At 63.7% G+C, this 18,838-nt stretch carries 15 protein-coding genes; 5 read left to right on the forward strand and 10 right to left on the reverse strand.

The features are described 5' to 3' along the window. The first annotated feature begins 6 nt into the window (after positions 1 to 6). Positions 7 to 708 (forward strand): lipopolysaccharide kinase InaA family protein, encoded by a 702-nt coding sequence (locus CKW22_RS12820; protein ID WP_033702805.1) that lies wholly within the window; start codon positions 7 to 9, stop codon positions 706 to 708. Beyond that, complete coding sequence (locus tag CKW22_RS12825; RefSeq protein WP_033702804.1) at positions 705 to 932, forward strand: hypothetical protein; 228 nt, start codon at positions 705 to 707, stop codon at positions 930 to 932. Before CKW22_RS12820 ends, CKW22_RS12825 begins: the two co-directional genes overlap by 4 nt. A gap of 68 nt (positions 933 to 1,000) precedes the next feature. Here CKW22_RS12825 and CKW22_RS12830 read toward each other — a convergent pair whose 3' ends face one another. The 9 genes from CKW22_RS12830 to CKW22_RS12875 form a co-directional block, all read right to left on the reverse strand. Further along, entirely contained in the window at positions 1,001 to 4,045 is a 3,045-nt protein-coding gene (locus tag CKW22_RS12830; RefSeq protein WP_047582693.1) for a multidrug efflux RND transporter permease subunit, read from the reverse strand. 12 nt (positions 4,046 to 4,057) lie between these two features. Continuing rightward, complete coding sequence (locus tag CKW22_RS12835) at positions 4,058 to 5,206, reverse strand: efflux RND transporter periplasmic adaptor subunit (RefSeq protein WP_095064200.1); 1,149 nt, start codon at positions 5,204 to 5,206, stop codon at positions 4,058 to 4,060. A 269-nt stretch (positions 5,207 to 5,475) separates the two neighbouring features. Continuing rightward, positions 5,476 to 6,573: a DUF1513 domain-containing protein gene (locus tag CKW22_RS12840; protein ID WP_033702801.1), complete on the reverse strand. Its 1,098-nt coding sequence runs from the start codon at positions 6,571 to 6,573 to the stop codon at positions 5,476 to 5,478. Between the two features lie 2 nt (positions 6,574 to 6,575). Continuing rightward, positions 6,576 to 7,640: an imelysin family protein gene (locus CKW22_RS12845; protein WP_095064201.1), complete on the reverse strand. Its 1,065-nt coding sequence runs from the start codon at positions 7,638 to 7,640 to the stop codon at positions 6,576 to 6,578. Positions 7,641 to 7,658: 18 nt separating this feature from the next. Further along, positions 7,659 to 9,086: a di-heme oxidoredictase family protein gene (locus CKW22_RS12850; RefSeq protein WP_095064202.1), complete on the reverse strand. Its 1,428-nt coding sequence runs from the start codon at positions 9,084 to 9,086 to the stop codon at positions 7,659 to 7,661. Between the two features lie 162 nt (positions 9,087 to 9,248). Further along, positions 9,249 to 10,583, reverse strand: a complete 1,335-nt coding sequence (locus CKW22_RS12855; RefSeq protein WP_033702798.1) for an imelysin family protein — start codon at positions 10,581 to 10,583, stop codon at positions 9,249 to 9,251. A gap of 148 nt (positions 10,584 to 10,731) precedes the next feature. After that, complete coding sequence (locus tag CKW22_RS12860) at positions 10,732 to 12,783, reverse strand: bifunctional diguanylate cyclase/phosphodiesterase (protein WP_033702797.1); 2,052 nt, start codon at positions 12,781 to 12,783, stop codon at positions 10,732 to 10,734. 266 nt (positions 12,784 to 13,049) lie between these two features. After that, positions 13,050 to 13,646, reverse strand: coding sequence for a superoxide dismutase (locus CKW22_RS12865; RefSeq protein ID WP_095064204.1), 597 nt, complete (start codon positions 13,644 to 13,646; stop codon positions 13,050 to 13,052). 475 nt (positions 13,647 to 14,121) lie between these two features. Further along, complete coding sequence (locus tag CKW22_RS12875) at positions 14,122 to 14,721, reverse strand: LysE/ArgO family amino acid transporter (RefSeq protein WP_047582705.1); 600 nt, start codon at positions 14,719 to 14,721, stop codon at positions 14,122 to 14,124. A gap of 124 nt (positions 14,722 to 14,845) precedes the next feature. Here CKW22_RS12875 and CKW22_RS12880 point away from each other — a divergent pair, with 124 nt between their 5' ends. The 3 genes from CKW22_RS12880 to CKW22_RS12890 all read left to right on the forward strand — a co-directional run bounded on the left by CKW22_RS12880 (position 14,846) and on the right by CKW22_RS12890 (position 17,742). Next, entirely contained in the window at positions 14,846 to 15,736 is an 891-nt protein-coding gene (locus CKW22_RS12880) for a LysR family transcriptional regulator ArgP (RefSeq protein WP_033702794.1), read from the forward strand. Positions 15,737 to 15,785: 49 nt separating this feature from the next. Continuing rightward, positions 15,786 to 16,790: an NAD(P)-dependent oxidoreductase gene (locus CKW22_RS12885; protein WP_033702793.1), complete on the forward strand. Its 1,005-nt coding sequence runs from the start codon at positions 15,786 to 15,788 to the stop codon at positions 16,788 to 16,790. 79 nt (positions 16,791 to 16,869) lie between these two features. Next, the gene (locus CKW22_RS12890) at positions 16,870 to 17,742 is read left to right on the forward strand and encodes a hypothetical protein (protein WP_033702792.1); all 873 of its coding nucleotides are present in this window, start codon (positions 16,870 to 16,872) and stop codon (positions 17,740 to 17,742) included. A gap of 40 nt (positions 17,743 to 17,782) precedes the next feature. Here the strand turns inward: CKW22_RS12890 and CKW22_RS12895 are convergent, their stop codons facing one another. Beyond that, entirely contained in the window at positions 17,783 to 18,832 is a 1,050-nt protein-coding gene (locus CKW22_RS12895; RefSeq protein ID WP_033702791.1) for an alkene reductase, read from the reverse strand. Positions 18,833 to 18,838 lie beyond the last annotated feature (6 nt).

Consider the following 18,838-nt stretch of genomic DNA (forward strand, 5'->3'; position numbering starts at 1 on the left):
TGTTTGATGGCTGTAGCCCGGAACGGGGAATCGCGGTTCGATTTTTACTGGCGCCAGCAGGGTGAGTGGGTCGAGGAACCCAACCAGCGGCGGGGTGGCGAGAGTGGCGTGCAGCGCCTCAACGACGCCAGCGGCAAACTGCTGTATGCCAAGCGCCAGGTCGGGCACATCTACCGCAGCTTGCTGCACCCTTTTGGCCGGCCGACCGTATTGCGTGAACTCGATGCGCTCAACAGCTTCGAGCAATTGGGTGTGCGTGTACCGCGCATCGTCTTTTGTGGTGCCGAGCGCGATGCCGATCATCAATGGCGGGCGCTGCTGGTCAGCGAAGCGCTGGATGGCTTTATCGAACTCGACACCTGGCATGCCGAGGGTGCCCGCGAGCGTTATCCGCAGGTGGTGCATGAGCGCATGCTCAAGGACCTGGCCGATAACCTGGCGCGCATGCACCTGGGGCATTGGCAACACGGCTGCCTGTATGGCAAGCATGTCTTCATCAAGGTCATCGGCGAGGGCGAACAGGCGCGGGTCGAAGTCGCCCTGCTGGACCTGGAGAAGTGCCGGCGGCGTATCAGCTGCCAGCGTGCGGCCGGTAACGACCTGCGTCAGCTGCGCCGCCACTCGTCGTTGAATGATGCGGAATGGAAAACATTGCTCTACTTTTACCAGATGGCGTTTGGCAGCGTTGTCAAAGGGTTAGAGCAATGAAACTAGAAATCGCTCGAGCTTTGTTCCTGGTCGCCGGGTTGGCCGTGACCACCGTGGCGGTGGCCGCCTGGGAAGAGCCGAAGCCGATGGTGTTCAGCAAGGCCGAGATGGCGGACCAGTGCGCATTGCCGCGGGTGGCAAAGCAGCAAGCGCAGGCCAAGCCAGATCAGGACCTGTTGCTGTTCCTGTTCGGCTTGCGTCAGGGGTTGCGGCCGTTCGGCTGAACCCTGGTTGAGTGTAAAAAGCCAGAGGCCCCGTATCGCGGGGCCTCTGGCTTTTTTGTGGGGCCGCTTCAGGCGATCGATGTTTCCTTGGCTTGCGTCTTGTGTGCCAGCAAGGTGTAGATGCAAGGCAGCACAAACAAGGTAAACAGCGTCCCGATCGACATCCCGGTCGCAATCACCGTCCCAATATCGAACCGGCTCACCGCCCCCGCACCGGTTGCCAGGATCAACGGCACCATGCCGAACACCATTGCCGCGGTGGTCATCAGCACCGGCCGCAGGCGAATGGCTGCCGCTTCCTCGATCGCCTCGCGCACGCTCAAGCCTTTTTCTTCGCGCAACTGGTTGGCGAACTCGACGATCAGAATACCGTGCTTGCTGATCAGCCCGATCAGGGTCACCAACCCCACCTGGGTGTAGATGTTCATGCTGGAGATACCTAGGAACAGCGGCAGCAGCGCACCGCAGATCGACAACGGCACCGTCACCAGAATCACCAAGGGGTCACGGAAGCTCTCGAATTGCGCGGCCAGCACCAGGAAGATGATCGCCAGCGCCAGGCCGAAGGTCACCCACAGGGCGCTGCCTTCCTGGACGTATTGGCGTGCCACCCCGGCATAATCGAAGGCAAAACCTTCCGGGGCCTCTTCGCGGGCGATGGCCTGCACGGTCTGCAGGGCCTCGCCCAGGCTGACCATGGGCACGCCCTGGATGATCGCCGAGTTCAACTGCTGAAACTGGTTGAGCTGGCGCGGGCGGGCGCGGTCGCTGAGGGTAATCAGGGTCGACAGGGGCAGCAACTGGCCCTGGTCATTCTTCACGTAGTAGTTGTTCAGCCAGCCGGGGTTGTCGCGGTACGGCCGCTCGACCTGGGCAATCACCTTGTAGCTGCGGCCCTCCAGGGTGAAACGGTTGATTTCCGCCTCGCCCAGCAAGGTCGCCAGCGTGCCGCCCAGGGTGTCCATCGAAACCCCCATCTGCGCCGCTTTGGCGCGGTCGATATCGACCACCACCTCAGGTTTGTCGAAGGCCAAGTCGATGTCGAGGAAGGCGAACTTGCCTGACGCTTGGGCGCGCGCCTTGATGCGCTGGGCCACTTCCAGCAGTGCCGGATAGTCCCCGGCGGTGTTGATCACGAACTGGAACGGCAGGCCCTCACCGGTGCCGGGCAGCGACGGCAGGTTGAAGCCGAAGATCTGCAGGCCGCCGATTTCCTCAAGCTTGGCCTGCACCAGCGGCAGCAGCTCCATCTGCGTACGTTCGCGCTCGTTCCACGGCTTGAGCAGGAAGCCGCCGATGCCGCTCTGCACACCGTTGAAGCCGTTGATCTGAAACGACGAGTAGTACTCGGGGAAGGCTTTGAACAGCGGCGTGAACTGGTCGGTGTAGGCATTGAGGTAGTCGAGGTTGGCCGGTTGCGGCGAGCTGCTGATCATGAAGATCACCCCTTGGTCCTCGTTGGGCGCCAGCTCGTTCTGGGTGAACTTGAGCAGTACCGGGATCAGGCACAGGATGATCACCGCGAACACCAGCACCACCGGCCGGCTGTTCAGGGTGGCGTGCAGCAGGCGCTGGTAGCGCACCTTGAGGCGCTCGAACAGCCGGTCGAGGCGGTGGGCAAGGCCTGTGGCGTTCTGTTCCGGGCGCAGCAGCAGCGCGCACATCATGGGTGAAAGGGTCAACGCGACGATGCCGGAGATGATCACTGCACCGGCCAGGGTCAGCGCGAATTCCTTGAACAGCGCTCCTGTAAGCCCGGTCAAAAAGCCGATAGGGGCATACACCGCCGCCAGGGTGATGGTCATCGAGACCACCGGCATGGCGATTTCCCGGGCACCTTCGAGCGCCGCATCGAACGGCGATTTGCCTTCTTCCATGTGCCGGTGGATGTTTTCCACCACGACGATGGCGTCGTCCACCACCAGGCCGATCGCCAGCACCATCGCCAACAGGGTCAACAGGTTGAGCGAGTAGCCCATCATCTGCATGAAGAACAGCACGCCGATCATCGACAACGGGATGGTCACCACCGGGATCAGCACCGAGCGCAGGGCACCGAGGAACAGGAACACCACGACGATGACAATCAGCACCGCCTCGCCGAGGGTCTTGATCACTTCGTCGATGGAGGCCTGGATGAACAGCGTGGCATCGTAGGCAATCGACACCTTCAGCGCCGAGGGCAGCTGGCTCTCAAGCTCCGGCATGATGCGCCGGACTTCCTTGATCACTTCCAGCGGGTTGGCGGCCGGTGTGGCCTTGATGCCGATGTACACCGAGGGGATGCCGTCGAACGAGCTGACCGTGTCGTAGTTTTCTGCGCCCATCTCGACCCGTGCCACATCACCCAGCAACACCCGGCTGTCGCCACTGGTCTTGACCGGCAGGGCGGCGAACGCCTCGGCAGACTTAAGCTCGGTGCTGGCATTGATGCTGGTGACCACGTACTCGCCCTTCACTTCGCCGGCAGCGGAGAGGAAGTTGTAGCGGCGCACGGCGCTGGTCACGTCGGTTGCAGAGAGGCCGAAGCCGGCCAGCTTCACCGGGTCGATCCAGATGCGCATGGCGAACACCTGGTTGCCGAGAATCTCGGCCTCGGCCATGCCCGGCAGGGTGGCAAGCTTGGGCTGGATCACCCGTGACAGGTAGTCGGTGATCTGCGGGTTGCTCATTTCCTTGCTGTAGAAGCTGATGTACATCAGCGCCGAGGCATCGGCGGCCTCCTTGCTCAGCACCGGGTCTTCGGAGTCTTGCGGCAGCTTGTTGCGCACCTCGTTGGCCTTGGCCAGCAGTTCGGTGAACAAACGGTCACTGTCGGCGCCGATGCGCGCATAGATAGAGATGATCGAGAAGTTCTGCCGGCTCACCGAGGTCATGTAGTCGATGCCTTCGGCGCTGGCCAGGCTTTGCTGCAGGGGCTGGGTGATATAGCCCTGGATGGTTTCGGCGTTGGCACCCGGGTAGGCGGTGGTCACCGTGATCAGGGCGTTCTCCATTTGCGGGTACTGGCGGATCTGCAGTTTGCTCCAGGCCTGAAAGCCCAGCAGCAAGATCAGCAGGCTGACGACGCTGGCCAGGACCGGGCGGCGGATGAACGGGTCGGTGAACGCCATGCCTGCCTCCTGTCAGTCGTTGTGCGAGGTGCCGTGATCAGGCGTGAGCGCCTTGTCCTGGCCGATGCGGATCGCCGCGCCCGGGGTCAGTTTCAGCTGCCCGGCGGTGACCACCTGCTCGCCAGCCTTCAGGCCCTTGCTGACCACCACCACGCCGTCGCGGCGCTCGCCGGTCTGCACGGTGCGTTGTTCGGCGCTGAGCCGGGGTTGGCCATCGTCGGTTTTCTCTGGGGTGCCGTCCTCGCCTTGCTTGGGCGTGGCGACATACACCGAGTTGCCATACAGGGTGTAGGTGATGGCGCTTTCTGGTACTACCACGCGTGGCTGCGGGTCGGGCAACAGGATCAGCAAGTTGGCAAACATGCCCGGCAGCAGCTTGCCGTCGGGGTTGGCCAGGGTGGCGCGGGCCAGCAGGTTGCGGGTGGTTTCCTCGACCTTGGGGTTGATGGCGCTGAGGCTGGCGGGGAAGGTCTGGCCGGGGTAGGCCGCCACTTGCAGCAGTACCTGCTGGCCCAGGCTCAGGTGCGGCAGGGCCTGTTCGGGCACGTTGAAGTCGACGTAGAGGCTGGACAGGTCTTGCAGGGTGGCGATCACCGTGCCGGCTGGCAGGTAGTCGCCGACATCGACCTGGCGGATGCCGATGGTGCCGCTGAAGGGGGCACTGATGCTTTTCTTGGTCTTCGAGGCCTTGAGCTGATCGACCACTGCCTGATTACGCCGGTACTGGGCGGTGAGGCGATCGTACTCGCCACGGGAAATGGCCGAGTCGACCACCAGCTGGCTGCCCCGGCCGAAATCGACCTTGGCCAGGCCCAGGTCGGCCTGGGCGGTGCCGAGCAGGGCGGTTTCCTGGTCGTCGTTGAGTTGCAGCAGCAGTTGTCCGGCCTTGACCTTCTGGCCGGAGTCGAAGTGCAGGCTTTTGACGATGCCTTCGACTTCAAGGCTCAGCTCGACGCCTTGCAATGCCTTGAGGCTGCCGACGGCGGGCAGGCGCTCTTGCCACTGGCGTTCTTCTGCCAGCGCCGCTGCCACGGTGATGGGCGGTTTGGGGGCAGTGAACACCTGGATCTGCTGGTAGATCGAGTAGGCCTTGTAGCCCCCCAAGGCCAACACGATCAGCAGAACGACGGCCAACATGATGAGCATGCGGCGGCGCAGCATAGGTCCGGTTCCTTGGATACGTGGTTGTTATTCGTTTTGACACGACAACGGGCGACCCTGCCCACGTGTGGATGGGGCAAGTATTGACTGTTTTTGGCAGGATGGGGGATGTATTCGCACCGCCTCTGTGTAGGAGCGGCCTTGCGTCGCGAAAGGGCTGCGCAGCAGCCCCAGGATCTGAGCGTACAGGCAAAAATTGCTGGGGCCGCTGCGCAGCCCTTTCCGACCGGTCCGGCGCCCCGGCAAGGCCGCTCCTACACGGGTGAACCTCAGGCCAGGTGCAGGTGGTTGTCCCAGAACCCGGAAGGCAGCTGCATCGGTTGCCCGATCAGCTCGGCCTTGCGGCAATCGTAAAAGCGGCAACGCCCCTGCCCGGAGGTCACGACAAAGCCATCTTTCACCGCACCCACCCCAGCGCAATCGGGCATTGGTGCATCCAGCTTCACCGCGCCACTGTCCAGGTCCCAGACGAACAAGCGGTTGGCCCGCGGCGCCGTCAGCGCCACCAGTCGCAAGTCGCTGTGAATGGCAACGCTGGCGGTGTACTGGGCCATGGCCTGCAACTGCCGCTCCGGCACCGGGAAGGCCTTGAACGGCTCGCCCGGGCGCTTGATGGCCAGCAGCTCGGCCGTCTCATCGGCGTCGCCCATGAACTGCTGGCAGGCGGCGATGGTGCCGTCGTCGCCAATAGCCAGGTGACGCACGCTGTTCATCTGCTGGGCGAGGGTTTCCTTGCTCAGCAGGGTGCCGTCGCGCTGCATCAGCACCAGGCTCGGTTGCATGGCGTCGAGATTCATTTCCACGCGGCTTTCGGCCTCGGTGCGGATGCCGCCGTTGGCCACCACCAGTGTCTCGCCGTCTGGTAGCCAGGCGACTTCATGCGGGCCGATACCGTGGGTCGAGAGCTCGCCACTGTGCACCAGGCGTTCGCCCTCGAAACGGTAGACGCCGAGCACGCCGCGCCCAGGGTCGCGGGTATCGTTCTCGGTGGTGTACAGCCACTCGCCATCCTTGTGGATGACCGCGTGGCCATAGAAGTGGCGGTTGGGCTGCGAGGTCACGGTTTGCAGCAGACGCCCGTCGCGCAGGTCGACCAGGTAGCTTTCGGTACCCGGGCGACGGGCGACGAACAGGGCGATGGGCAGCTCGGGGTGGTTGATGATGGCGTGGCAACGCTGGGCAACCTGTGTGCTGAACACCTGGGTGCCGTCCAGGCGAAACCCGACGGCATAATGCTTGCCATCGCCGTCGTCACGCGCCGAGAGCAGCAGAGGTTCGCCGCCTTTGTTGCGCAACAGGCTCCAGCCGCCCAGGGTCAGGGCGCTGAGCAATACACTACCGAGTTTGAGGGCCTGGCGTCGCAGCATGATCAGTCACCGTCGTTGGCATTGAAGCCCAGCTGGATATTCAACGCCTTGGCCAGCTCGCCTTCGTGCAGGCGGTGGACGACGTTGAGGCTGTCGTAGATCTGGTTGAGGGTCTGCTTGCCGGCGTCATCGGCCAGCAGCTCGCCGAGGGTCTTCTGGTTGTCGGCCAGCAGTTTGATGGACGTAGCGTAAGCCTCGTCGATCTTGCCCGCCAAGGCCTTCTGGTCGCTGCCCAGCAGGCCGCGCAAGCCCTGGTTGTCGACCCCGACCCAGACCGCCTGGGCAGCCTTCAGGCTGGCCTCCAGGCTTTTGAGCGAAGAATGGCTGCGCCAGGCTTCGGCCTGCAGCGGCTGGACGATGCCCTTGCTCTGCCGGCCCATGGGGGCGCCGAGCTTTTTCTTCAGGGTATCCAGGGCGGTGACCTGTGCGCGCAGCAGATCGGCGATGGCCTCGTGGGAGTCGGCGTAGCGCTGGTTGGGGAACTTGGTCATCTGCGAGAGCATGCCGTCGGTGCTGTTCCAGCCCTTGAGGATCTCTTCGGCCAGGGCCTTCTGGTGGTCGGCGATGGCCACCAGCAATGGACAGTAGCGGGCCTTCTGTTCAGGCGTGGCAACATCCGGCTTGCTGTCGAAGAGGATGTACTCGTAGGCCGACAGGCCGCGTACCACGACGCTGGCCTTGCCCAGGGTAGCGGCATCGACGGGCTTGTCGGCGTTGACCAGTTGCTCGACCTGGCGGCCGACCAGGTTCTTCTTGTCGGGCCAGAACTGCACCTGCCAAGGACGGTTGCCTTCGGCCAGTGGGCCGACCAGCAAGGGTTGCAGCTCGGCCCAGGCCTTTTGCGCCGTAAGGAAGTCGGCGCGGGCGGTGTCCAGGCTGGCCTTGCCTTCGCAATAGGCCAAGGCGCTGACGGCCAGCTGGCGGTCGGCTTCGACCCAGCGGCTGTAGGTGGGCAGGATCACCTGCTTGGCGATGGCGGCGGAGGTCACCGCTTGCGGGTCCTGCGGCGAGCAGGCGCCGAGGGCGAGTGCGGCGAGGCTGGTGAACAACAGTTTAGGTCGGAACATGCCCGGCTCCTTGCGCGTTTAAAGTGAATTCAGGAAAGCCAGCAACGCGGCGCGCTGCTCGGCATTGAAGGTGAGTACGAAGTTGCGCGCCGCTTGCGCTTCCCCACCGTGCCAGAGCACGGCTTCGAGCAGGTTGCGGGCGCGGCCGTCGTGCAGGAACTGGCTGTGGCCACTGACCGTTTCGCTCAGGCCTATGCCCCACAGCGGCGGGGTGCGCCAGTCCTGGCCATTGGCGGCGAATTCGGTGCGTTCATCGGCCAGGCCCGGCCCCATGTCATGCAACAGCAGATCACTGTAGGGGCGGATCACCTGGCCGGCCAGCTCAGGCTCTGCAGCGTTTGCGGCGGTGGTGAATTGCGGGGTATGGCAGCCTTGGCAACCGGCCTGGAAGAACAGGTTCTTGCCTGCCAGCACCTGCGGCGAAGCCACGTCGCGACGGGCAGGCACTGCCAGGTTGCGGGTGTAGAAGGTCACCAGGCGCAGGATGTTGTCGCTGACTTCCTTTTCGCCGCCGATGCCATCGCCGTTGGGGGCGGCCAGGCAGTCGACTTGCGCCGCGGTGCAGTCGTCCTTGGGATGCAGGGTGGTGGTCAGGCCCATGTCGCCGGCAAACGCATGGACGTTCTGCTGGTTGACGCTGGGTTGCCCGGCTTTCCAGCCGAAGCGGCCAACCACGGTTTTGCCCTGGGCGTCGTCCCAGACCCGGTTGGCACGGCCACGGATACCGTCGCGGTTGCGGTCGTCCGGGTCTTCGTTGGCCAGGATATCGGCTTCGGGGATGGCTTCGAGCAGGCCAAGGCCGATCATCGGCGGCGCCACGCGGGCCGAGAAACGGGTGTCGGGGTGCATCGCGCCGTAGCCAAGCTGGGTGATCTGCAGGCTTGGGCGGCGCAGCTCGACCTGATGGCCGTCCTTGAAGGTGACGGGCTGGTTGGCGTAGGTCACCCGCACCTTGCCCTCCGGCGCCACCCCGGGAATGGCCATGTCCTGCAGCTGGGTGCCGTACACCGGCTCGGGGACCACGCCCAGGCGTTCGATCACCTTGGCCAGGTAAGGCTGGTCGGGGATCGACAGGCGCACCAGCATCGACACCGCGTTGCTGTCATCGAGCGCTGGCGGGTGGCCACGGCCATCGCGTACGTGGCAGTTCTGGCAGGCATTGGTGTTGAACAGCGGGCCGAGCCCATCGCGCGCGGTGGTGGTGGACGGGGCGATCACCCACGGGTTGCGAAAGAAGCTGTTGCCGACGGCAAAGTCCAGGCGCCGCACGGGCGAGAGGTTGGCCGAAGGCAGGGAGTAGGCATTGCGATCACTGCGCTGGACCGTCGCCTTGCCACCCGACAGCGCTTCGCCGGGCTCGGCCTGGGTGAAACGCGGGGCGTCATCACAGGCACCGAGGGCAAAGGCCAGCAGCAGAGGAGAGAGTCGGAACAGCGACGAGGACATCTAGAACCCTGGGCGTGAGCGAAAAACCGGCGTGCAAGCTTAGCAAAGTGGGGATGTTTGAATAAGAGCAATTTGCAATTGCTGGATGAAATCAGTGTCAGGGAGGACAAAACAAAAAAGGCGACCCGAGGGCCGCCTTCTTCAGAACCGCTACAGCAGGGATCAGAATTCGTGATCGGCCGTGTCCGGGTTCAGGTTGGTAATGCCCAGCTTGCCTGCGGCTTGCTCGATCGCACCGGTCTGCTTGACCAGGGAGGCGATGGCATCACGCACGATCTGGTTGCCGGCCGCATTGTCGGCGGCGATCAGTTGGTCGTAGTGCTCGCCCTTCAGGGCGTGGTCGACGATCACCTGGATCTTCGCTTCGGTGGCTTCCAGGTCGGCCTTCAGGGTGGCGTCGGTGGCCGGGTCAACCTTGGCCACCAGCGACGACAGGCTCGGGCCGGTCACCTTGCTGCCATCCGGGCGGGTGTACTCGCCCAGGTAGACGTTGCGGATGCCCTTGGCGTCGTAGAAGTGCGAGTAGTGGGTGTTGTCGCTGAAGCAGTCGTGCTCGTCTTCAGGCGAGTTGGCTTCCAGCGAGACCTTCATGCGCTCGCCCGCCAGTTCGCCCAGCGAGAGGCTGCCCATGCCGAACAGCATCTTGCGCAGGCCGTCGTTGACCGACTCGGCTTCCAGCTTGGCGCGGTAGTTGTCGGCGACGTTCGGTGCCCAGTTGCCGACCATCTCTTCGAGGTCCTTGACCAGCAGGTCGGTGACCGCTTTCAGGTAGGCACGACGGCGGTCGTTGTGGCCGCCGGTGGCGCCGTTGCCTTCCAGGTAGTCGGAGGCTGGGCGGTTGCCGGCGCCCGGGCCGGTGCCGTTCAGGTCCTGGCCCCAGAGCAGGAATTCGATGGCGTGGTAGCCGGTGGCGACGTTGGCTTCGGAGCCGCCCAGCTCGTTCAGGCTGGCCAGCTTCTCTGGGGTGATGTCCTTGACGTCGACCTTCTCTTCGCCGACCTGGATCTCCGTGTTGGCGATGATGTTGGCGCTGGCGGCCGGGTTGCCCAGGGCGTGCTCGTAGCTCTTGTCGACGTAGTCGATCAGGCCTTCGTCCAGCGGCCATGCGTTAACTTGGCCTTCCCAGTCATCGATGATGGTGTTGCCGAAGCGGAAGGCCTCGCTCTGCAGGTACGGCACACGCGAGGCGAACCAGGCTTCCTTGGCGGCCTTCAGGGTTTCGTCGTTGGGCTGAGCAAGGAACGCGTCGACAGCGGTCTGCAGGGCCTTGGCGGTGCTCAGCGAGTCGCTGTACACGGCGTAGACCAGTTCGGCGTAGTGCTTGACCACCGCCTTGCCAGCCACTTCATCGACAGCCCCAGGCGCCGCAGCGGGGGTGCTGGCGGCAGCAGGTGCCTGGGCTTGCGGAGCGGCAGCCTTGTCATCTTTTTCGCCGCAACCGGCGAGAGCGATGGCGATGGCCAGCAGACTGGCGGAGGCCAGAGGCATTCGAATCATTGTTGGTTTCCCTGCGTCGTGTGGTTGGACCGTGCGGCGTGGCACGCGAAACCGCAACATCATGCGAAAGATTTGCATTTGCTGTAAAGGGGCGAACGCGCAATTCATGTAAATGCCGGTCACGGCCTGTAACCGGGGGCGCCAGCGGCTAGAACATCGAGACCTGGTTGCGTTGGGCCTGCTTGAGGAAGTTGGTCAGCTCGCGGGCCGACAGGGGCTTGCTGTAGTGGTAGCCCTGACCCTCGTGGCAACCCTGGGCGATGATGTAGGTCTCCTGCTCGGCGGTTTCCACGCCTTCGGCGATGACCTGCATGCCCAGGCTCTTGCCCAGCTGGATGATGGCACGGACGATGGTGGCGTCGTCATCGTCGTCGAGCAGGTCCTGGACGAAGCTCTTGTCGATCTTGATCTTGTCCAGCGGCAACGACTTCAGGTAGCTGAGCGAGGAGTAGCCGGTGCCGAAGTCGTCAATGGCGATCAGCGCCCCGGAGCGGCGCAGGCTGAGCAGGTGCTGGGCGGCGGTGCTGATGTCTTCCATCAGGCCGGTCTCGGTGACTTCCAGCTCCAGGCTGCGCGGTGGCAGGCGATAGGCTTGCAGCAGGTTGTTGACCACCCGCGGCAGCTCGCTGTGGTGCAGTTGCACGGTCGACAGGTTGACCGCCATGCGCAGGTCGCTGAAGCCCAGGTCGTGCCATTCGCGCAGCTGCCGGCACGCCTGGTCGAGCACCCATTCGCCGATGGTGATGATGTTGCCGTTCTGCTCGGCCAGCGGGATGAACTGGTCGGGCGGGACCATGCCCAGCTCCGGGTGCTGCCAGCGCAGCAGGGCCTCGACGCCGACCACGCGGTGGTCGCGGTAGCTGATCTGCGGCTGGTACACCAGGTACAGCTGATTGCGCGGCAGCGCTTCGCGCAGGTCTTTTTCCAGCTCGCGGCGGCGGCGCATCTCGCTGTCGACGCTGGCGATGTAGAACTGGTAGCGGTTGCGCGAGCGGGCCTTGGCCAGGGTCATGGTCTGTTCGGCTTTCTGCAGCAACTTCTCGGTGCTGTCGCCGTCTTCAGGGAACAGGGTGATGCCGATGGTGGCGCGCAGGCGGATCTGATGGTGGTCGAGGTCGAACGGCACTTCCAGGTCGTCGAGGATGCTCTGGGCCAGCTCGGCCGCTTCATAAGGTTGCTCGATATTGGCCTGGACCAGGGCGAACTGGTCGCCCCCCAGCCGCGCCAGCGCCCCCAGACGGCCACTGTGGGCCCGCAGGCGGTCGGCCAGGGCCAGCAGCAACTGGTCACCTACCTGGTAGCTGAACTGCTCGTTGATGCCCTTGAAGTCGTCCAGGCCCACGCACAGCACCGCCACGCGATGCTGCAGGCGGCCGCCATCGACGAGGATCTTGTCCAGTTGCTGCTGCAGTTGCTGGCGATTGGGCAGGCCGGTGAGGAAGTCGTACTGGGCCATGCGTTGCAGGCTGTTCTCGGCTTCATGGCGCAGGTGGGTGTTGCGCTCGATGGACGCCAGCAATTGGTTGGCGGTGTTGACCCAGAGCCCCAGTTCGTTTTTCTCGTGGCCCTTGAGCAGGGGAATCTGGTGTTGGCTGGGGCGGTCGGGGTTGATCTGGGTCAGGTGCTCGATGATCTTCGACAGCGGCTTGGTCAACAGCCAATGGTAGACCAGGTACAGCACCAGGCCCATGGCCAGGGCACGCAGCACGCCGGAGATGAAGATGATCACTGCATTGATCAGGAAGTCTTCGCCATAGGACGAGGTGTCGAGGGTGATGCTCAGGTCGCCGTAGTATTCGCTGTAGGGGCCGCGGCCGACCAGTTGGGTGGTGTAGGTGCGTTCCTGGCCGAGAATCAGGTCGGTCAGCCAGCGCATGGACATGTCCTGCAGCGGGCGGGACTTTTCTGCCAGCATGGTTTCGTTGGGGTGGCCGATGGATGCCATGCGTACCGATTCGTCCTGGAACAGGCCTTCCATGACCTGCATGCCCATCTCCCGGTCAAGGCTGTACACCGCCTGGGTCGAAGGGTCGCGGAACATGTCGAGGATGCGCTGGGCATCGCTGTTGACAGCCTGGCGGGTCTTGTAGGTGTCATAGACGATTTGCGCACAACTGAGCACGACGCCCACTGCGAGCGCCGACAGCAGCACGACCCTGAGCAACTTGACCGACAAGCTGTTCCGCAATTCCAGCTTCAATGGGGTTTCCTTAATCCATGCGCATGGCATCATTTTGCCATCAATGAAACCAATACACTATCGGCCGGTGTGCCACGGACACAGCGCGAGGAGCGGGGTTGTCCTTGGCAGTATATCGGTCGCCTGGCCCTGCAACTTGAGTGCGCTGTATCAACTTTCCAGAGGTTTGATGTTAGCGCGCAATCCTGGCTGAGCAAGAGGCCATGACCTGCGCATAAAAAAACCCGGCACCAGGGCCGGGTTCTTCGTTCAAGGCTGAATAAGCATCAGGCCTTGAAGGTGTTGCCTTCGAACTGTTCGGCAACGAATGCCCAGTTGACCAGGTTCCAGAACGCCTCGACGTACTTCGGACGTACGTTACGGTAGTCGATGTAGTAGGCGTGTTCCCAGACGTCGCAGGTCAGCAGCGGGGTGTCGCCGTTGGTCAGCGGGTTGCCGGCGCCAATGGTGCTGGCCAGGGCCAGGGAACCGTCAGCTTTCTTCACCAGCCAGCCCCAGCCGGAACCGAAGGTGCCAACCGAAGTCTTGGTGAACTCTTCCTTGAACTTGTCGAAGGAACCGAATGCGGCGTTGATGGCTTCAGCCAGGGCACCGGTCGGTTGACCACCGGCATTCGGGGCCAGGCAGTTCCAGTAGAAGGTGTGGTTCCAGACTTGAGCGGCGTTGTTGAAGATGCCACCCGAAGAGGTCTTGACGATCTCTTCCAGGGTCTTGCCTTCGAATTCGGTGCCTGGGACCAGGTTGTTCAGGTTCACGACATAGGTGTTGTGGTGCTTGTCGTGGTGATACTCCAGGGTTTCCTTGGAGATGTGCGGCTGCAGGGCATCGTGGGCGTACGGCAGCGGCGGCAATTCAAAAGCCATGGTGGATCTCCTGATTCAGGTCTATTTGCGGTTTGCGCAAGGCCGATCACGGGCGGCCCGATAAGCGTCGGCGAGTTTGTACTCTTTGCGACGCAAGGGCTGGATCATAGCACCGGGCCCGGCGCATAACCACGCAACAAACATAGGGAATAGAGGTTCCAGAGCGGTTGGGCGCTGCCGACCAATGGTGTTCGCCGCAGCCCTCGCATCGCTTGTGAGAACGAGCGCCGCCCGCGCGGCGCATCGCGAGCCAGCTCGCTCCTACATTTGTTTCGGGCCAGTGAGGCCTGTGGCATTTGCGCGCGACCGCCTTGTTTGTCCGACGCGAGATTGAGACGGGCACCACGGGGCCGCGCGCCAATGCCTCAGGAATAATTGGCCCGAAACAAATGTTGCGGCCTTGCGTCGCGATGCGCCGCGCGGGCGGCGCTCGATCTCACAAGCGACAAACCTGCTGTGACAAGCCCCCCAAAACTCAACTAAAGATCAACTGCGCCGCCACCGCGAACATCATCACCGCCACCATCAGGTCGAGCATCCGCCAGGTCGCTGGCCGTGCCAGCCACGGTGCCAGCCAGGCGGCGCCGATCGCCAGGGTCGAGAACCACAGCAACGACGCACTGGCCGCCCCCGCCACGTAGGCCCCAGGCACCGTCTGCTGGGCACCGAGCGAACCGATCAACAGCACCGTGTCGAGGTACACATGGGGGTTGAGCAAGGTCACCGCCAGGGCACTGAGCAGCACCGCGCGGCGCGAACGCACGCCCTGGCCTTGCTGATGCTGCAGGCTCTGCTTGGAACAGGCGCTGCGCAAGGCCTTGGCGCCATACCACAAGAGGAACAGCGCGCCGCCCCAGCGAGCGATGGCCAGCAGTGTCGGGTTGTGCGCCAGTACCGTGGCCAGGCCGAATACCCCGGCAGCCACCAGCAGGGCGTCGCAGACGATGCACAGGGCGGCCACTGGCAAGTGATGCTCGCGGCGCAGGCTCTGGGCGAGGACGAAGGCGTTCTGCGCGCCAATGGCCATGATCAGGCCGAAGGCCACCAGCATGCCGTTCAAATAACTTTGCCACATGGCGGGATACTCCACTGACGCCACGGGACACGGGCGTTGTTCAACGAAAGAAGATGCTGGCCATTGTGGATAAAGCCGCTGTATAAGAAAAACAAATAAAGCTGATCCGGCATTAGGGAAATCGATGTTCGACTACAAGCTGCTAGCCGCCCTTGCGGCGGTGATCGAGCAAGGCGGCTTCGAGCGCGCGGCGCAGGTGCTGGGGCTGTCGCAATCGGCGATTTCCCAGCGCATCAAGCTGCTTGAAGCACGGGTCGGCCAGCCGGTGCTGGTGCGTGCCACGCCACCTAGCCCGACCGAGGTCGGGCGCCAGTTGCTCAACCATGTGCAGCAGGTGCGCCTGCTCGAACGCGACTTGCAACGCCAGGTGCCGGCGCTGGACGAGGAGGGCATGCCCGAGCGTTTGCGCATTGCCCTGAACGCCGACAGCCTGGCCACCTGGTGGGCGGGCGCGGTAGGCGCGTTTTGCGCTGAGCACAACCTGCTCACCGACCTGGTGGTAGAAGACCAGGAAGTGGGCCTTAAACGCATGCGGGCGGGCGAAGTGGCGGCCTGCCTGTGTGGCAGCGAACGGCCGGTGGCCGGCGCGCGCAGCCTGCCTTTGGGCGCGATGCGTTATCGCGCGTTGGCCAGCCCGGTGTTCATGGCGCGGCACTTCCCGCAGGGTTTCGAGGGCAGGCGCCTGGCCCGCACGCCGGCGATCGTGTATGGCCCGGACGACTTTCTGCAACACCGCTACCTGGCATCGCTGGGTATCGAAGGCGGTTTCCTGCATCACCTGTGCCCGTCGTCCGAAGGTTTTCTGCGCATGACCGAAGCGGGGCTTGGCTGGGGGCTGGTGCCTGAGTTGCAGGCACGCGAACAACTGTCCAGCGGGCAATTGGTGGAAATATGCGCCGATACTCCCATCGATGTGCCGCTGTACTGGCATCATTGGCGCAATGGCGGGCACTTGCTCGCGCAACTGACCGATCACCTGCGGCACACGGCACGGCAATGGCTGGTGCCGTTGTAGCCACGGCTGGCGTCAGTTGCATCTGAAATCTGGCAAGGCGGAGTCTTACATGCGAATTCTGGTCACTGGCGCGAGCGGCTTCATCGGCGGGCGCTTTGCGCGCCTGGCCCTGGAGCAGGGCCTGGACGTGCGGGTCAGCGGCCGACGTGCCGAAGGTGTCGAGCACCTGGTCAAGCGCGGTGCGCAGTTCATCCCTGGCGACCTGGGTGATGCCGAACTGGCCCGGCGCCTGTGCCAGGGCGTCGAAGCGGTGGTGCATTGCGCGGGTGCAGTGGGTAACTGGGGGCGCTTCCAGGACTTTCACCAGGGCAACGTGGTGGTCACCGAAAACGTGGTCGAAGGTTGCCTGAAGGAGCATGTGCGGCGCCTGGTGCACCTGTCGTCGCCGTCGATCTACTTCAATGGCCGCTCGCGCCTGGACATCCGTGAAGACCAGGTGCCGCGGCGCTTTCATGATCACTACGCACTGACCAAGCACCTGGCCGAGCAGAAGGTGTTCGGTGCCCAGGAGTTTGGCCTGGAGGTGCTGGCGCTGCGCCCGCGCTTTGTCACCGGTGCCGGCGATGCCAGCATCTTCCCGCGGCTGATGCAGATGCAGCGCAAGGGCCGTGTGGCAATCATCGGCAATGGCCTGAACAAGGTCGATTTCACCAGCGTGCACAACCTCAACGAAGCATTGCTCAGTGCCTTGTTCGCCGACGACCGCGCGCTGGGCCAGGCCTACAACATCAGCAATGGGCAGCCATTGCCACTGTGGGATGTGGTCAATTACGTGATGCGCCAGATGCAACTGCCGCAGGTTACCCGTTACCGCTCCTATGGCCTGGCCTACAGCCTGGCCGCGTTGAACGAGGCGGCCTGCATGCTGTGGCCGGGGCGCCCGCAGCCGACCTTGTCGCGCCTGGGCATGCAGGTGATGAGCCGTGATTTCACCCTGGACATCAGCCGCGCCCGGCAATACCTGGACTACCAGCCCAAGGTCAGCCTGTGGACGGCACTGGACGAGTTCTGCGCCTGGTGGAAGCACCAGCCCGAAGGCCTGAAGTTCGGCTGAGGCTGATGATGGTCATCAACGTGCCGCGCTTGCAGTTTATACTCGTGCCTCTTTGCGACTACTGCGGTTGAATGTATCCATGCGTAACCATGCTCACGACGATTACGATGATGTGCCTACCCTGAGGGCCGGCACCCCCGACGATGACGAACTGATGCCAGCGCACGTGGTGCGCAATCGCCAGAAAGCCGAGCGTGGGGCCAGCACCGCGCCTCTGTGGGCGCTGCTGGGGGCGTCGTTCATCGCCTTGGTGGGGTTGGGCTGGTGGAGCTTTCAGCAGATATCGCTGATGGAGCAGCAACTGGTCGCGACCCAGGAAAGCTTTGCCCGCATCAGCGAAGAGGCGGCCGGGCGGCTGCAGGCCATCAGCGGCAAAGTGGCGGCCAGCGAATCGACGGTCACGACCGGCAGCGAGGCCTTGAAACTGCAGATCCGTCAGTTGCAGCAAGGGGTGGCCGGGCAGACCGGTGACCTGGGCAAGCGCCTGGAGCAGGTGCTGGCCGATACCCGTGAACAGCAAAAAGCCGTGACTGAGCTGCAGACCCAGTTGCAGGCGCAGTTGAAGCTGGTGAATGGCGAACTGGCTGCGCTGAAGTCCAGCCAGGTCGATGGCGGCAAGCTGGATGCCCAGTTCAAGACCTTGACCACGGATGTGGCCGCCTTGAAAGCGGCGCAGGTGGATGGCGGCAAGCTGGATACTCAGCTCAAGAGCCTAGGCAGCGATGTGGCGGCGCTGAAGAAGCAGGGCAACCCGAGTGCGGCGATCCAGAACCTGGAGCAGGACATGCTGGTGTTGAAGAGTCAGATCGACAATCGCCCGGCTGCTGCGCCGTCATCGAGCGGTGCTTCGGTGCAGGAGTTCGATGCGTTCCGTGGGCAGATGACCCGCAGCCTGAATACGTTGCAAAGCCAGGTCCAGAACCTGCAACAGCAGATCAACGCGCGGCCTTGAGCCTAACCGCCGGGGCAACGCGCCCCGGCGGCCGATCCGCTTACAAGCGCGGGTAATCGATGTACCCCACCGGCCCCTTGCCGTAGAACGTTTCCGGGTGTGCCGGGTTCAAGGGGGCATCTGCCGCCAGGCGCGCCGGCAGGTCTGGGTTGGCGATGAATGGCACGCCGAACGCCACGGCGTCGGCTTTGCCGCTGGCCAACGCGGCATTGGCACTGGCCTTGTCAAAACGCTCGTTGACGATGTAGGGGCCGCCGAACGCTTGCTTGATCAGTGGGCCGATGCTGTCGTCGGCGTCTTTCTCCCGCGAGCAGATGAAGGCGATGCCGCGCTTGCCCAGTTCACGGGCGACGTAGGTGAAGGTCTCGGCCCGGTCGGCGTCGCCCATGTCGTGTGAGTCGGCACGCGGCGCCAGGTGCACGCCCACGCGGTTTGCCCCCCACACTTCAATGGCGGCGTCGGTCACCTCAAGCAGCAAACGTGCGCGGTTTTCCAGCGAACCACCGTAGCGGTCGGTGCGCTGGTTGGTGCTGCTTTGCAGGAACTGGTCGAGCAGGTAGCCATTGGCGCCATGCACCTCGACACCATCGAAACCGGCGGCCTTGGCATTTTCGGCGCCGCTGCGGTATGCCTCGACAATGTCGACGATCTCTTCGGTTTCCAGTGCGCGCGGTGTGGGGTAGTCGGTGAGCGGACGCACCAGGCTGAGATGGCCCTTGGGCTTGATTGCGCTGGGTGCCACGGGCAGCTCGCCGTTCAGGTAGCTGGGGTGGGAAATGCGGCCGACATGCCACAGTTGCAGGAATATGCGCCCGCCGGCGCCATGCACGGCCTTGGTGACGTTGTTCCAGCCGCGCACCTGTTCATCGTTCCAGATGCCTGGGGTGTCGGGGTAGCCGACCCCCATCGGCGTGACCGAAGTCGCTTCGCTGAGGATCAGCCCGGCGCTGGCGCGCTGCACGTAGTATTCGGCCATCAATGCGTTTGGCACCCGGCCTTCATCGGCGCGGCAGCGGGTCAGCGGGGCCATGATGATGCGGTTGGGCAGTTGCAGGTCGCCCAGCGTGATCGGGTCGAAGAGCGTAGTCATGCGGTT

The organism is Pseudomonas sp. Irchel s3f19 (assembly GCF_900187555.1).
Classification (GTDB): domain Bacteria; phylum Pseudomonadota; class Gammaproteobacteria; order Pseudomonadales; family Pseudomonadaceae; genus Aquipseudomonas; species Aquipseudomonas capeferrum.

Coding starts and splice junctions, on each gene's coding strand:
- CKW22_RS12875 (WP_047582705.1), bottom strand. CDS start 14,721: ATGTGGCAAAGTTATTTGAACGGCATGCTGGTGGCCTTCGGCCTGATC.
- CKW22_RS12890 (WP_033702792.1), top strand. CDS start 16,870: ATGCGTAACCATGCTCACGACGATTACGATGATGTGCCTACCCTGAGG.
- CKW22_RS12895 (WP_033702791.1), bottom strand. CDS start 18,832: ATGACTACGCTCTTCGACCCGATCACGCTGGGCGACCTGCAACTGCCC.
- CKW22_RS12845 (WP_095064201.1), bottom strand. CDS start 7,640: ATGTTCCGACCTAAACTGTTGTTCACCAGCCTCGCCGCACTCGCCCTC.
- CKW22_RS12850 (WP_095064202.1), bottom strand. CDS start 9,086: ATGTCCTCGTCGCTGTTCCGACTCTCTCCTCTGCTGCTGGCCTTTGCC.
- CKW22_RS12855 (WP_033702798.1), bottom strand. CDS start 10,583: ATGATTCGAATGCCTCTGGCCTCCGCCAGTCTGCTGGCCATCGCCATC.
- CKW22_RS12885 (WP_033702793.1), top strand. CDS start 15,786: ATGCGAATTCTGGTCACTGGCGCGAGCGGCTTCATCGGCGGGCGCTTT.
- CKW22_RS12830 (WP_047582693.1), bottom strand. CDS start 4,045: ATGGCGTTCACCGACCCGTTCATCCGCCGCCCGGTCCTGGCCAGCGTC.
- CKW22_RS12840 (WP_033702801.1), bottom strand. CDS start 6,573: ATGCTGCGACGCCAGGCCCTCAAACTCGGTAGTGTATTGCTCAGCGCC.
- CKW22_RS12820 (WP_033702805.1), top strand. CDS start 7: ATGGCTGTAGCCCGGAACGGGGAATCGCGGTTCGATTTTTACTGGCGC.
- CKW22_RS12865 (WP_095064204.1), bottom strand. CDS start 13,646: ATGGCTTTTGAATTGCCGCCGCTGCCGTACGCCCACGATGCCCTGCAG.
- CKW22_RS12825 (WP_033702804.1), top strand. CDS start 705: ATGAAACTAGAAATCGCTCGAGCTTTGTTCCTGGTCGCCGGGTTGGCC.
- CKW22_RS12880 (WP_033702794.1), top strand. CDS start 14,846: ATGTTCGACTACAAGCTGCTAGCCGCCCTTGCGGCGGTGATCGAGCAA.
- CKW22_RS12835 (WP_095064200.1), bottom strand. CDS start 5,206: ATGCTGCGCCGCCGCATGCTCATCATGTTGGCCGTCGTTCTGCTGATC.